Here is a 14629-nt window from a genome sequence, read left to right as displayed (position 1 = left end):
GGTGAGCAGTCTGCTCCTGGTCGGCTGTGCCACTCCCATGAAGCCTCTGGATTACCACGCCAGCCAGCCTTATGTGCCGGTGACGCTCGCGCTGAATCAGGGAGGGTTCGTTGTCAGACTGGAAGGCCTCAAGCAGCGGGAAGTATTCAAGGCATTGATGAACACCGGCGCCTTTTCGACGTTGAACACGGGCTTCAACCGCACCGGCTATACCCTGATGCTCGCCAGTGTGGATGAAAAAGGTGACAACTACGTCTGGTTGGCAAACTCGGTGACGGTGTTCACGCTGCCCTTGCCTTACCCCTATAAGGAAGGCGTGCGGGCTACGCTCTACAAGGATGGACAGGCGGTGAAGACCTATCGTTATTCACGGGAGGGTGTCGGGATAAGCGCCTGGTATGCTCCGTCGCCGAACATCGAAGCGTCCAGGCAGATGCTTGATCAGCTCATGGTCGATCTGGCCAGGGACAAGGTTATTCCCTATCAGCGCTGATTGACGGGACTACGCATCCCGTCGATGATTCAAGCGTAAACGCCATGTCTAGTCCTGAAATAGGTTTACACCTATTTCAGTCTCAAAACGCTCGATGCACCGCATCGGGCGTTTTGTATTTCAAGGCCAGATGCGGCCTTTCTTTGTTGTAAATCAGCACCGACTCATCGACCATTTTTACGGCGTCTGCCAGATTTTTAGGCCGGTGTAATAAAAACTCGGTCTTCAAAATCCCGTTTATTCGCTCGGCCATAGCGTTCTGATAGCAATCATAACCATCCGTCATCGAACACCTGATGCCATGCATCGTATGCAGCCGCTGATACATATCGGAGCAGTACTGGGCACCACGGTCGGAGTGGTGGATCAGCATCTGATCGGTTTCTCGCTCACCCACCGCTTTTTCCAGCGCCTTGATCACCGACTCCGTATGAAGGCTTTCATGCACATGATGACCCACAATCTTTCGTGAGTAGGTATCGGTTACAAGACTCACGTAGGCCACGCTTTCTTGCGTGGGCAGATAGGTTATGTCTGCAACCCATATCTGTTCAGGCCCATTGGCCACGACTTGTTCCGGGCCTGCTTTAAGCAGGTTGGGATGGCGGCGAAAACGATGATGACTATGCGTGGTCTTGTGATAGGCCCGCTTGCGCGGAACCAGTTCACGCGCATCACGAAGAATTGTAAACAAGCGGTCTCTGCCCACGCAAAACGACGCAGGACCTTCGGCGCTCATCAAATAATGAAGCTTGCGGGTGCCCAGCCTTGGCTGGCGACGACGCTTTTCCGGAACGAAGTCCACCACCTCCTGGTCCTGGCGGACCTTGGCATCAAACGCGCGATTACGCTTGCAATACGCTTGGCGCGAAATGCCCATGAACAGGCAAGCCCTGCTGATACTCAGGTCTTGGATGTGCCCTTGCGAGAGGACTTGCCGGGTCGCTTTTTTACGACAGAAACGCCGTAGTCATTTTTCAAAACGTTGACGACTGCTTCAAAGAATTGAGCTTTCTGGTTGCTCAGCGCCAGCTGTTCTTCAAGTTCTTTGATCCGCTGCTCGGGTGTCAGCGGTAGGGTGGGCTCAGTCATGGACCTGCTCCTCGGCTCTCGAATTGATGCGCCCTGGCTCCAATCCTGTCGACCATGCTTTCGTAACCAAACCAGCACCGTCGACCGCCCTTGGATGCCATAACGCCGTTGAGCTTCTTTATAACTCAACTCGCCTTTTTCAACCTGGTCTACGACCGATAATTTAAAGGCTAGCGTGTAATCACGCTGGCTGCGCCTTTTACCCGAATCCATTGAGTCCTCCTGAGGAAAGGTCAGAAGGTGTAAACCTTATTCAGGACGGGACACCACACAACAAAAAGCCCCTGAAAAGGGGCTTTTTGTTTACTGCCGTACAGGGCTCAGACGCTCAGCCTTATTGGCAGGCCTCGCAGTCCGGCTCGTCAATGGCGCACGCCTTTGGAACCGGTGCCGGACCTGCCGGTGCGGCTTCGGTCGGGCGTGGGGCGGTGATGGCCGAGTCGTCCGGGCCGTGGCCGCCGCTCGATACGGCGTTGAGCTTGCCGGTGTTGACGGTCGACTTCTCGGTGCTGGTCGCGGCCAGTGCACGGAGGTAGTAAGTGGTTTTCAGACCACGGTACCAAGCCATGCGGTAGGTCACGTCCAGCTTCTTGCCCGATGCGCCAGCGATGTACAGGTTCAGCGACTGAGCCTGGTCGATCCACTTCTGACGACGGCTTGCCGCGTCGACGATCCACTTGGTGTCCACTTCGAAGGCCGTCGCGTAAAGCTCTTTGAGCTCCTGCGGGATGCGCTCGATCTGCTGCACCGAACCGTCGTAGTACTTCAGGTCGTTGATCATGACCGAGTCCCACAGATCGCGCGCCTTGAGGTCGCGAACCAGGTACGGGTTGATCACGGTGAATTCGCCCGAGAGGTTCGATTTCACGTACAGGTTCTGGTAGGTCGGTTCGATCGACTGCGACACGCCAGTGATGTTGGCGATGGTGGCGGTCGGTGCGATGGCCATGATGTTCGAGTTACGAATACCTTTCTGCACGCGGGCACGTACCGGCGCCCAGTCCAGGGTTTCTTTCAGGTCGACGTCGATGTACTTCTCGCCGCGCTGCTCGATCAGGATCTGTTGCGAATCCAGTGGCAGGATGCCTTTGGACCACAGCGAACCCTGGAATGTCTCGTAGGCGCCACGCTCGTCGGCCAGGTCGCAGGATGCCTGGATGGCGTAGTAGCTGACCGCTTCCATGGAACTGTCGGCGAACTGCACGGCAGCATCGGAGCCATACGGGATGTGCTGCAGATACAGCGCGTCCTGGAAGCCCATGATGCCCAGGCCGACCGGACGGTGGCGCAGGTTGGAGTTCTTGGCCTGCGGCACGGAGTAGTAGTTGATGTCGATGACGTTATCGAGCATGCGAACGGCGACGTCGACGGTGCGCTTGAGCTTGTCGGTGTCCAGTTTGCCGTTGACGATGTGGTTCGGCAGGTTGATCGAGCCCAGGTTGCAGACCGCGATCTCGTCCTTGTTGGTGTTCAGGGTGATCTCGGTGCACAGGTTCGAGCTGTGAACCACGCCCACGTGCTGCTGCGGGCTGCGCAGGTTGCACGGGTCCTTGAAGGTCAGCCATGGGTGGCCGGTTTCGAACAGCATCGAGAGCATCTTGCGCCACAGATCCTTGGCCTGGATGGTCTTGAACAGCTTGATCTTGCCTGGGTATTCGGTCAGCGCTTCGTAGTACTCGTAACGCTCCTGGAAGGCCTTGCCGGTCAGGTCGTGCAGGTCCGGTACTTCGGATGGCGAGAACAGGGTCCACGGGCCGTCATCGAAGACGCGCTTCATGAACAGGTCGGGGATCCAGTTGGCGGTGTTCATGTCGTGGGTACGACGACGGTCATCACCGGTGTTCTTGCGCAGCTCGATGAACTCTTCGATGTCCATGTGCCAGGTTTCCAGGTAGGCACAGACAGCGCCCTTGCGCTTGCCGCCCTGGTTGACTGCTACTGCGGTGTCGTTGACCACTTTCAGGAACGGTACGACGCCCTGCGACTTGCCGTTGGTGCCCTTGATGTAGGAGCCCAGCGCACGAACCGGCGTCCAGTCGTTGCCCAGACCGCCTGCGAATTTGGACAGCATGGCGTTGTCGTGGATCGCGTGGTAGATGCCCGACAGGTCATCCGGCACGGTGGTCAGGTAGCAGCTGGACAGCTGTGGACGCAGGGTGCCGGCGTTGAACAGCGTCGGGGTAGACGACATGTAGTCGAAGGACGACAGCAGGTTGTAGAACTCGATGGCGCGGTCTTCGCGGGCTTTCTCTTCGATGGCGAGGCCCATGGCCACGCGCATGAAGAAGATCTGCGGCAGTTCGAAACGCACGCCATCCTTGTGGATGAAGTAGCGGTCGTACAGGGTCTGCAGGCCCAGGTAAGTGAACTGCTGATCGCGCTCGTGGTTGATCGCCTTGCCCAGCTTCTCGAGGTCGAATTCGGCCAGCACAGGGTTGAGCAGTTCGAACTTGATACCGGCAGCGACGTAGGCAGGCAGCGCCTTGGCGTACAGGTCGGCCATCTCGTGGTGCGTAGCGCTTTCGGCCACTTGCAGGAAGCTCAGGCCTTCGGCACGCAGGGTGTCCATCAGCAGGCGTGCGGTGACGAACGAGTAGTTCGGCTCACGCTCGACCAGCGTACGGGCAGTCATCACCAGCGCGGTGTTGACGTCTTTCAGCGCAACGCCGTCGTACAGGTTCTTCAGGGTTTCGTTCTGGATCAGATCGGCGTCGACTTCGGCCAGACCTTCGCACGCTTCGGTGACGATGGTGTTCAGACGGCCCATGTCGAGCGGCGCGAAGCTGCCGTCAGCGCGGGTAATGCGGATCGAAGGGTGAGCCTGGACTTCGTCTTCCGGTGCACGAACGGCACGCTCCTTGGCGCGCGAGTCACGGTAGATGACGTAGTCGCGGGCCACTTTCTGCTCGCCGGCACGCATCAGGGCCAGTTCGACCTGGTCCTGGATTTCTTCGATGTGGATGGTGCCGCCCGAAGGCATGCGACGCTTGAAGGTGGCGGTGACCTGTTCGGTCAGGCGGGCAACGGTGTCGTGGATGCGCGACGAGGCGGCAGCAGCGCCGCCCTCAACTGCAAGAAACGCCTTGGTGATGGCGACGGTAATCTTGTCATCGGTGTAGGCGACGACAGTGCCGTTACGCTTGATCACGCGCAGTTGACCAGGGGCGGTTGCGGACAGGTCCTGCTGGGCCTGGCCTGACAACGGCGCAGTGGCCGGCGAGTTCTCGCGAGTTGTGTCTGTTTGCATGGGTGTCTCCACGTTCTTTAAGTTTGTTCGGGCAATGGCTGCCCACCGTTCCGTTTTGTGACAGTGAGTCGCCAACCGGACGACTCAATGACTCCAAAACGGAGGTGGAGGCGGGTTTGGCCGCTTCCGGGTTTTGAAGTCAAAAAGGGACTGGGTCAGGTGCCCAATCCCTTGCAGATCTGTTGAAGCGTGCGTGTTCTATGTTGCAAGACGTGTACCGGGTCGCCTGGGTGTGAGCGCGAGCGGTTTGGTTACCGATTACGTCTTAAAGTTCAACCCCTCAAACGCAAGAAAAATGCTTGAATTTCTCGATTGAGTTGTGCTGGAGTTTTCGCAGAAAACCCTACATGTAGGGTGTGACTGCAGGTCGGGCTACAAGATAATGCGTTTCGGACATCAATTGCAACGTACGACCTGTGGATAAACTTGTGAGTACTTTGTGTATGAATCACCTACATCGCGTGTAGGCCGCATGGCTGCTGCGTCGGACCGTTTGTCACTGATTTTTACAGATGTCGTTGGGCCACAGCGGATTTTTACGGGCGCGAACCCTATCACATAAAAAGCAGCCTGCAAGGGGCATCTGGCATGTCGTGTGCTTTGCCGCGCGATTGCTACAATCGCCGGACATCTGCCGGACATTGGCGTGAAGCAGCGATGCCTGAATCCGCTTTTCGATAACAACAAAAGGAAGCCCCTCGTGGAGCCACATACCTGGCAGGTGCTCATCGTCGAGGACGATCAGCGATTGGCGGAACTGACCTGCGACTACCTGCAGAACAACGGCCTGAGCGTCAGCATCGAAGGCAACGGCGCGCTGGCGACGGAGCGCATCATTCAGGAACAGCCGGATCTGGTCATCCTCGACCTGATGCTGCCCGGCGAAGATGGCTTCAGCATCTGCCGCAAGGTACGCGACCGCTACGACGGGCCGATCCTGATGCTCACGGCCCGCACCGACGACACCGACCATGTTCAGGGGCTGGACACCGGCGCTGATGATTTCGTCTGCAAGCCGGTCCATCCGCGCGTGCTATTGGCGCGCATTCACGCCTTGCTGCGCCGTAGTGAAGCGCCACAAGTGCCCGCTGCCGAGCTGCGTCGGCTGGTGTTCGGGCCGCTGGTGGTGGACAACGCGCTGCGCGAGGCCTGGCTGCGCGAAGAGAGTATCGAGCTGACCGGTGCCGAGTTCGACCTTTTGTGGCTGCTGGTTGCCAACGCCGGGCGCACGCTGTCCCGTGAAGAAATCTTCACGGCCCTGCGCGGCGTGGGGTATGACGGGCAGGACCGCTCCATCGATGTACGCATCTCGCGCATTCGTCCCAAGATTGGCGACGACCCCATTCATCCGCGTCTGATCAAGACCGTGCGCAGCAAAGGCTATCTGTTTGTGCCTGAAGCCGCGCAGGACATGAGCGGCCATGTGTTCAGCGGCTGACCTTTCATGAACTCGATCTTTCTGCGTATCTATGGCGGCATGCTGGGCGTTCTGGTGCTGGTGGCGCTGCTCGGCATGCTGGCGTTGCATGGCCTCAATCAGGCGCGTGGCGAGCAGTACCGTGAGCGTCTGGCCCACGGCACGTTCACTGTGATGGCCGATAACCTGATCGCCCTCAACGACGTTGAGCGTCGCCGTGCGCTGGCGGTCTGGGAGCGTTTGCTGGGTATTCCGCTGAGCCTGCAAACCTTCGAACAGGCCCGACTGGACAGCAGCGCACGCAGTCGGCTGGCGCGTGGGCAAGTGGTGGTCGAGCAGATCGGCCCGCATGCGGCGAAGGTTTACCGCCAGTTGAGCGACAAGGAGCCGCTGCTGTTGACGGGCGAGGTGCAGCAGATCACCGAGCAACTGGCGCGGGCCACTATCTACCTGTTGATTGATGAGCTGGTGCGCTACCCGGTCGATGAGCAACCTGCGCGCCTGCAGGCGTTGCGGGTCGACAAGGGTTTCGGTTTTGACATGCACCTGCTGGCGCTGGATCAGGCCGATCTGGATGACGACCAGCGCCGCCGCATTTATGAAGGCGACACGGTCATGGCGCTGGGCAAGGGCGGTGATTCGATCCGCGTGCTGGCCGGGATCGTCGACACTAACTGGGTGCTGGAAATCGGTCCTTTGTATCAGATGAATCCGTATCCGTTGCAGTGGCTGGTGCTGATTGCCTTGCTGGGGCTGTGTTTCATCGGGGTGGTGGTGTACCTGCTGGTGCGACGTCTGGAAAGAAGGGTGCAGGAACTGGAAGCGGCCGCCACGTTGATCGCCCAGGGCAGCCTGCAGACGCGTGTGCCCACCGAGGGTTCGGATTCGGTCGGGCGGCTGGCGGCGGCTTTCAATAGCATGGCGGAGCATTTGCAGCGCTCGCTGATGATCCAGCGCGAATTGGTGCGCGCTGTGTCTCATGAACTGCGCACGCCGGTGGCGCGTTTGCGTTTCGGGCTGGAAATGGTCAGCGACGCGACTACATCTGAGGCGCGCCTCAAGTACATGCGCGGCATGGACAGCGACATTCAGGATCTCGACAAGCTGGTGGATGAGATGCTGACGTACGCCCGGCTTGAGCAGGGCGCGCCGACGTTGAATTTCCAGCGTATCGATCTGGAGGCGTTGATCGATCAGGTGATTGCCGAGCTGGCGCCGTTGCGCGCTGAAGTGCAGGTTTCGCGGGGTGAGTGCATCACGGCGGCGGAAGGTGAAACGGCATGGGTCGAGGCTGAACCGCGTTACATGCACCGGGCGCTGCAGAACCTGGTCAGCAACGCCATGCGCCATGCCGAAACGCAGGTGTCCATCAGTTATCGCCTGGGCGCGCAACGCTGCCGCATCGACGTGGACGACGACGGCCCCGGCGTCCCGGAAGACGCCTGGGAACAGATATTCACACCCTTCATGCGCATCGACGACAGCCGCACACGCGCCTCGGGCGGACACGGGCTGGGGCTGTCGATTGTGCGGCGTATCATCAACTGGCACGAAGGGCGTGCGTTGATCGGGCGAAGCGAAAGCCTGGGCGGCGCATGCTTCAGCCTGTCCTGGCCGCGTACGCAGGCGCCGAAGTGAGCCGAGCTTTTATGGGGGATGCCGCTATGTCGCAGCAAGCCGCCTCCATAAAAGCGTGAACGTCATACAGCCGATTGAGAGGGGCCGCTTGAAACATAGTCTTGGCAAGCAGTCTGTAGCACTGCCCGATCTGCTGCGCCCCGAGCGGCTGGATGCGTTGCTGCTGAACCTCTATGGCACAGAGCTGATGCCCAGCCATTTGCCAGTGCTGGTGTCGCAGTGGGCCAAGTACTACTTCATGCAGATCATTCCGGTGGTGCTGTCAGCCAGCCTGCTGGAGGGGCGTCATTATGCGCTGCACCTGGATCAGGTTTCGCTGGTGCTGGATGAGCGAGGCCTTCCGGTGGGCATCCGGTTCGCAGGAGAGGGCGTAGCGTTGGCGCAGACGGCGCTTGATCCGTTCCAGCGCTTTGCCGGTCTGCTCGACGATAACCTGCAGCCTTTAATCACCACAATGAGCCGTTACGGCGGGCTGGCGAGCCGTGTGCTGTGGAGCAGCGCGGGGGATACGCTGGAAACCTGCCTGACCGGACTCGCCGCGAGCAGCAAGGCATCATTGGCCGCAGGGCTCGCCTTGCTGACTGAGCGCAAACGTCCTGATGGTCGCCTCAACCCGCTGTATCACACGGTGAGGTATATACAGCAGGCCGAAAACGCCGCGCCGCGCAGGCAGCGAAAAGCCTGTTGCCTGAGTTATCAGGTCGAGTGGGTCGGTCGGTGCGAGCATTGTCCGCGGCGCGATTGACCGCGACGAAAACGATCACTTAAACACTGATCAAACAGCAATCGCGATCAGGCTCAGCAGATGATCGTCCTGCACGCTGAACTGGCCTTCCAGCTCCTTGCCGTGGTGCCATTCGCTGGACAGGTTGGTCAACAGGCGCAGGCGGGCGCTGCCGTTTTGCGACCACTCCACTAATTCAGCGTGCTCGAAGTAGAAGCGTTGTTGCACGATGGGATAAAGGGCCTTGAACAGCGCTTCCTTGATCGAGAAGGTCAGCGTCACGCGCAGGGCGATCTCATCGTCCGGACCGTTGGCCATGTCGGCCAGCTCGTTGGCCGTCAGGATTTCCCCGGCCAGGCGCGAGGCACGGTCGTGGTTCAGCAGGTGTTCGGTGTCCAGCCCCAGTCCGCGCCATTGCTTTTTGTGCGCCACGATTGCTGCGGCCCAGCCGGTGCTGTGGGTGATCGAGCCGCAGACATCGCTTGGCCAGACCGGCGCGCGGTCTTCAGCGATACCTGGGATGTACAGACGCTCGTCGAGCCTGCGCAGTGCGTCGCGAGCACACAGACGACCGGCGAGAAACTCGGTCTGGCGCTTGGCAACCGAGCGCTGGATGCTGGCAGGTTTGTCGACAACGGAGCGCTGAAAGTCGCCATCGACCAGCTTGAGCGGATCGAAACGGCCACTGACCAGCACCGCACCGGGGACTGCGTGAGGCAGAGGCCAGTGCTGGATGAGTTCAGGACAGCAGGCGGGAAGGGCAGGTAGTTGAGTCATGAGCGGCATTTTGCCGGGGGATCAGGCTTGAGGGAAGGCTTGCAGTGATCGTTCTCGTACTCCAAGGCTCATCGTTATAGACACGTCTTGCCGCAATCACGGACTGTGGGAAGCGGCTTGCCGGCGATGCTTTTTCTGAAGCGGCGTAGGGGTGTCTGAACTGACGCCATCGCCGGCAAGCCGCCTTGCCGATCAATCAACCAAAGATTTTCTTGAAGAACACTTGCATGTCCGACCACGAGCTCTGGTCGGCGGCCTTGTCGTAGCCGATGTCCGGGCCGCCGTGTTCGCCATGGCTCAGGCGGTCGGCGTCGGGGTTGGTGAAGCCGTGCTTGGCGCCGTCGATGCTGACGAATTTGTAGTCAGCCTTGGCGTCGTCCATTTCCTTCTTGAAGGCCGCCACGTTTTCGGGCGTGACCATGCTGTCCTTGGCGCCATGTTCGACCAGCATCGGCACCTTGATGCCCGGTTTGGCTGGCGTGTTGGTGACCAGTGCGCCGTGGAAACTCACCACGCCCAGCAGCGGCTCGCCACGACGGGCCGCGTCGAGAACAATCTTGCCGCCGAAGCAATAGCCGATGGCGGCGATCTTTGCAGGATCGGTCTGTGGCTGTTTTTTCAATTGCTCAAGACCTGCATCGAAACGCTTGTCGGCGGCATCGCTGTCCTTGAGGGCGGCCTGCATGAAGGCCATGGCGTCTTTCGGGTGCTCGGTGTTCTTGCCGTCGCCATACATGTCGATGGCCATGGCGCTGTAACCCAGTGCGGCCAGATCACGGGCGCGGCGCTTGGCGTATTCATTCAAGCCCCACCATTCATGCACCACCAGCACGCCGGGGCGCGGGCCTTTTATCGCGTCGTCGTAAGCGTAGTAACCCACCAGTTTGGTACCGTCGGCACTTTTATAGTCGACCTGTTCGGTCTTGATCGCGGCCTGGGCAAGTCCCGCAAGGCCCATCATGATTATTGCCATCCACACGCGCATGTTCAGCTCCTTCTTGAGTGGGTGTTGCATTGAAGGGCAACAATAGCCGATTCGGGGCCATTCAGCGCAGGTTCATGCGGTGTTCAGTCGGGGTTCAGGGCGGCACCCTTACTGTTGAGGCGTACCTTGACAGCGTCCCCGAGCGCAAAAGGAGTCCGCATGTTGAACATCAACAAGTTTTTCCTGGCCCTGGCTTTTCTGGGTGGTAGTGCGGCGGCGCAAGCCGGTGATGGCAGAGTCGAGCCGACGCGTATCGAGTTCGGCAAGACCAGCGAACGCCTTGACGATGCCAACGGCTGGAGCCACGAACTGGGCCAGCAGGACCGCAGGAATGCTGCAGTGGGGACGCTTTATTCGCCGCCGGTTTACGCCGTCGTGACAGGCACCCACAATGGCGTGCCCGTCAGCCGCGACATTTTGCTGGGCAGCTATGATGTAACCCGGCATATACCTGTAAGCGCTCGGCTGCTGAGTACCGATGCGACGCTGTCGATTCATTCCTGATATTAAGGCTGGGGCTGTGCCTGGGAGGGCTGCATGAAGTTGTTGGTGGTTGAGGATGAAGCGCTGTTGCGGCATCACCTGCGGACCCGTCTGACCGAAGCGGGGCATGTGGTCGAGGCGGTGGCCAATGCCGAAGAGGCGTTGTACCAGGTCGGGCAGTTCAATCATGATCTGGCCGTCATCGATCTGGGTCTGCCCGGCATTGGCGGTCTGGACCTTATTCGTCAATTGCGCACTCTGGGCAAGGCTTTTCCGATCCTGATCCTGACCGCCCGCGGCAATTGGCAGGACAAGGTCGAAGGGCTGGCTGCCGGTGCCGACGACTACGTGGTCAAACCGTTTCAGTTCGAAGAACTGGATGCAAGGCTCAACGCCTTGCTGCGTCGCTCCAGCGGTTTCATTCAGTCCACCATCACTGCCGGACCTTTGCTGCTGGACCTCAATCGCAAGCAGGCCGCGTTGTCCGAACAGCCGCTGGCGCTGACCGCTTATGAGTACCGGATCCTTGAGTACCTGATGCTTCATCACCAGCAGGTGGTGCCCAAGGAGCGATTGATGGAACAGCTGTACCCCGATGATGACGAGCGCGATCCGAACGTGATCGAGGTGCTGGTCGGCCGTCTGCGTCGCAAGCTGGACAGCAACATGGCCTTCAAACCTATCGAAACCGTTCGCGGCATGGGCTACCTGTTCACTGAGCGCTGTACGTGATTCGTTCGCTTCGCCTGCGTCTGATGCTGGGCGCTGTAACGCTGGCGATCATCTTCATGCTGTTGATGCTGCCTGCGTTGCAGAGCGGCTTCAGCCTGGCGCTGCGCGGCGCGATCGAGCAGCGGTTGGCGTCGGACGTGACCACGATGATCTCCGCGGCGCGCGTCGAGGATGACCACCTGTTGATGCCGTCGGTGCTGCCGGGCGAGCAGTTCAACCTGCCGGGCAGCCGCCTGATGGGCTACATCTATAACCGTCAGGGGCAGATGGTCTGGCGCTCGCTGTCCACCGAAGATCTGGACATCGATTACCACCCCAACTATGACGGGCAGGGCAGTCAGTTCACCAAGATCAAGGAAATCAACGGCGACGAGTATTTCGTCTACGACGTCGAGATTCGCCTGCTGGGGGGGCGCAATGCCGCTTTCAGTATTGTCGCGGTGCAGCCGTTACGCGGTTATCAGGAAACCGTCAACAGTCTGCGTCAGAAGCTCTATCTGGGCTTCGGCGCGGCTTTGCTGGTGTTGCTGGGATTGTTGTGGGGCGGTCTGACCTGGGGCTTGCGTGCCCTGAGAGGCCTGAGCCAAGAGCTGGATCAGGTGGAAGCCGGCGAGCGCGACAGCCTGAGTGAAAAGCACCCCAGTGAACTGCTGCGCCTGACCGATTCCCTTAACCGCCTGCTGCGCAGCGAGCGCGAACAGCGGGCACGCTATCGTGACTCCCTCGGCGACCTGGCCCACAGCCTGAAAACCCCGTTGGCCGTTTTGCAGGGCGTCAGCGAAAACATCGCCAAACGTCCCGAAGACGTCGAACAGGCCCGCGTGCTGCAATCGCAGATCGAACGCATGAGTCAGCAGATCGGCTATCAGTTGCAACGCGCCAGCCTGCGCAAGAGCGGGCTGGTGCGGCACCACGTCATGCTGCGGCCGGTGATCGAAAGCCTGTGCAACACGCTGGACAAGGTGTACCGCGACAAGCGGGTCAAGGCCACGCTGGACCTGCCCGAGGATTGCCAGGTGCACATGGAAGAGGGCGCGCTGCTGGAAATGCTCGGCAACCTGCTGGAAAACGCCTACCGACTGTGCCTGAGCGAAGTGCGCGTCAGCTTCAGAGCATCGGCGTCCGGTGACGAGCTGTGCATCGAAGACGACGGTCCTGGCGTTCCCCAGTACCAGCGGGCTCGCATCCTTGAACGCGGCGAGCGTCTCGACCGCCAGAATCCAGGGCAGGGCATCGGCCTGGCAGTGGTCAAGGACATCATCGAAAGCTACAGCGCACGGCTCACGCTGGATGATTCGCCCCTGGGCGGCGCGGCGTTCAGGATTCACTTCATGGCGGAGTAGGTGTCGAACGTGACGCGCTGCGTCTGGGCTCGTGCCCACTGCGAAAGGCGGATACCCGCCACTGCAAGCCGGTTTTCAGCTCAATACGGCGGAAAACCGCCATCTCTTTTTCCGGTTTCCGGCTATCGTTACCCCAGCGCCCTTGTAATACGTGGTGCTGATGTCCTTTTGCCTTCATGGCACGCCTATTGCTATCTAACCCGTAGAGGTCTGCCCCGTGCAGCTCGACAAAACAAATCCCTCCAATGCAGGAGGGTTAGCGCTTTATAGGCTCGCGTGCATCCGGTGAAGATGCCGACGACGCCCTTGAGGATAACTGCAATGACGACTCGTCAGCCCATCTACAAATCTCTCTATTTTCAGGTAATCGTAGCGATTGTCATCGGTATCCTGATCGGCCACTTCTACCCTGAAACCGGCAAGGCGCTCAAGCCGCTGGGTGACGGGTTCATCAAGCTGATCAAGATGGTCATCGCCCCCATCATCTTCTGTACGGTCGTCAGCGGCATCGCCGGCATGCAGAACATGAAGTCGGTCGGCAAGACCGGTGGTTACGCGCTGCTGTACTTCGAAATCGTTTCGACCATCGCCCTGTTGATCGGCCTGATCGTTGTGAACGTGGTTCAGCCGGGTGCCGGCATGAACATCGATGTCAGCACGCTCGATGCCTCGAAGATCGCCGCTTACGTGACTGCTGGTAAAGACCAGAGCATCGTCGGCTTTATCCTCAACGTCATTCCGAACACCATCGTCGGCGCGTTCGCCAACGGCGATATCCTGCAGGTCCTGATGTTCTCGGTGATCTTCGGTTTCGCCCTGCATCGCCTGGGTGCCTACGGCAAGCCGGTGCTGGACTTCATCGATCGCTTCGCCCACGTGATGTTCAACATCATCAACATGATCATGAAGCTGGCGCCAATCGGTGCGTTCGGTGCCATGGCCTTCACCATCGGTGCCTACGGCGTAAGCTCGCTGGTGCAGTTGGGTCAGCTGATGATCTGCTTCTACATCACCTGCTTCCTGTTCGTGGTACTGGTCCTGGGTGCGATCTGCCGCGCTCACGGCTTCAGCGTCTTCAAGCTGGTTCGCTACATCCGTGAGGAGCTGTTGATCGTACTGGGTACGTCCTCGTCGGAATCGGCCCTGCCACGCATGCTGATCAAGATGGAACGTCTGGGTGCCCAGAAGTCTGTCGTAGGTCTGGTTATCCCGACCGGCTACTCGTTCAACCTGGACGGCACGTCGATCTACCTGACCATGGCGGCCGTGTTCATCGCTCAGGCAACCAACACCCACATGGACATCACCCACCAGATCACCCTGTTGCTGGTTCTGCTGCTGTCCTCCAAGGGCGCTGCTGGCGTGACCGGTAGCGGCTTCATCGTTCTGGCTGCAACCCTGTCGGCCGTCGGCCACCTGCCGGTTGCCGGTCTGGCGCTGATTCTGGGTATCGACCGCTTCATGTCCGAAGCCCGCGCCCTGACCAACCTGGTGGGTAACGCCGTTGCCACCGTTGTGGTTGCCAAGTGGGTGGGCGAGCTGGACACCGACAAGCTGCAGTCCGAACTGGCTTCCGGTGGTTCTGCGATCCTGGAAACCCGTCCTGAAGACGACCTGGGCGTCGCTGAAGGTCCAACGCCAGCCAACGCGGTGAATACCGGTAAAACAGTCTGATTGTCAGGCCATGAAAAAACCCAT

12 protein-coding genes are annotated in these 14629 nt (G+C 59.6%); 8 read left to right on the top strand and 4 right to left on the bottom strand.

The window, feature by feature from the left end:
- Nucleotide 1: 1 nt before the first annotated feature.
- Nucleotides 2-493 (top strand): hypothetical protein, encoded by a 492-nt coding sequence (locus KDX39_RS20140; protein WP_143518981.1) that lies wholly within the window; start codon nucleotides 2-4, stop codon nucleotides 491-493.
- Nucleotides 494-575: 82 nt separating this feature from the next.
- Here the strand turns inward: KDX39_RS20140 and KDX39_RS20135 are convergent.
- Both KDX39_RS20135 and KDX39_RS20130 read right to left on the bottom strand, forming a co-directional pair.
- A protein-coding gene (locus tag KDX39_RS20135) for an IS3 family transposase (RefSeq protein WP_231661567.1) occupies nucleotides 576-1798 on the bottom strand; the annotation gives its coding sequence in 2 pieces (ribosomal slippage) (nucleotides 576-1447 and nucleotides 1447-1798; 1224 coding nt in all).
- Nucleotides 1799-1919: 121 nt separating this feature from the next.
- The gene (locus tag KDX39_RS20130; protein WP_099229278.1) at nucleotides 1920-4832 is read right to left on the bottom strand and encodes a ribonucleoside-diphosphate reductase subunit alpha; all 2913 of its coding nucleotides are present in this window, start codon (nucleotides 4830-4832) and stop codon (nucleotides 1920-1922) included.
- Nucleotides 4833-5532: 700 nt separating this feature from the next.
- On the opposite strand from KDX39_RS20130, the gene KDX39_RS20125 reads away from it, so the two are divergent.
- The 3 genes from KDX39_RS20125 to fhuF all read left to right on the top strand — a co-directional run bounded on the left by KDX39_RS20125 (nucleotide 5533) and on the right by fhuF (nucleotide 8632).
- Entirely contained in the window at nucleotides 5533-6270 is a 738-nt protein-coding gene (locus KDX39_RS20125; protein ID WP_180274377.1) for a response regulator, read from the top strand.
- Between the two features lie 6 nt (nucleotides 6271-6276).
- Nucleotides 6277-7887, top strand: a complete 1611-nt coding sequence (locus KDX39_RS20120) for an ATP-binding protein (RefSeq protein ID WP_231661566.1) — start codon at nucleotides 6277-6279, stop codon at nucleotides 7885-7887.
- Nucleotides 7888-7975: 88 nt separating this feature from the next.
- Nucleotides 7976-8632 carry a siderophore-iron reductase FhuF gene (gene fhuF / locus KDX39_RS20115; RefSeq protein ID WP_231661565.1) on the top strand — a complete coding sequence of 219 codons (657 nt, stop codon included), beginning with the start codon at nucleotides 7976-7978 and terminating at the stop codon, nucleotides 8630-8632.
- A 30-nt stretch (nucleotides 8633-8662) separates the two neighbouring features.
- Here fhuF and KDX39_RS20110 read toward each other — a convergent pair whose 3' ends face one another.
- Both KDX39_RS20110 and KDX39_RS20105 read right to left on the bottom strand, forming a co-directional pair.
- Nucleotides 8663-9388, bottom strand: coding sequence for a 4'-phosphopantetheinyl transferase family protein (locus KDX39_RS20110; RefSeq protein ID WP_231661564.1), 726 nt, complete (start codon nucleotides 9386-9388; stop codon nucleotides 8663-8665).
- Nucleotides 9389-9584: 196 nt separating this feature from the next.
- On the bottom strand, nucleotides 9585-10373 hold the full coding sequence (locus KDX39_RS20105; protein WP_231661563.1) for a dienelactone hydrolase family protein: 789 nt from the start codon (nucleotides 10371-10373) through the stop codon (nucleotides 9585-9587).
- 159 nt (nucleotides 10374-10532) lie between these two features.
- Between KDX39_RS20105 and KDX39_RS20100 the strand changes: the two genes are divergently transcribed.
- The 4 genes from KDX39_RS20100 to KDX39_RS20085 all read left to right on the top strand — a co-directional run bounded on the left by KDX39_RS20100 (nucleotide 10533) and on the right by KDX39_RS20085 (nucleotide 14605).
- On the top strand, nucleotides 10533-10877 hold the full coding sequence (locus KDX39_RS20100) for a hypothetical protein (RefSeq protein ID WP_099229273.1): 345 nt from the start codon (nucleotides 10533-10535) through the stop codon (nucleotides 10875-10877).
- Between the two features lie 33 nt (nucleotides 10878-10910).
- Complete coding sequence (locus KDX39_RS20095) at nucleotides 10911-11588, top strand: response regulator (protein ID WP_099229272.1); 678 nt, start codon at nucleotides 10911-10913, stop codon at nucleotides 11586-11588.
- Entirely contained in the window at nucleotides 11585-12931 is a 1347-nt protein-coding gene (locus KDX39_RS20090; protein WP_231661562.1) for an ATP-binding protein, read from the top strand. The genes KDX39_RS20095 and KDX39_RS20090 overlap by 4 nt, the downstream gene beginning before the upstream one ends.
- A 321-nt stretch (nucleotides 12932-13252) precedes the next feature.
- Entirely contained in the window at nucleotides 13253-14605 is a 1353-nt protein-coding gene (locus KDX39_RS20085) for a dicarboxylate/amino acid:cation symporter (protein WP_184320564.1), read from the top strand.
- Nucleotides 14606-14629 lie beyond the last annotated feature (24 nt).

The organism is Pseudomonas sp. CDFA 610, from assembly GCF_021147865.1.
GTDB classification, from domain to species: domain Bacteria; phylum Pseudomonadota; class Gammaproteobacteria; order Pseudomonadales; family Pseudomonadaceae; genus Aquipseudomonas; species Aquipseudomonas alliivorans.
The sequence above is the reverse complement of the archived record's forward strand: the minus strand, read 5'-3'. Positions and strand labels throughout refer to the sequence as shown.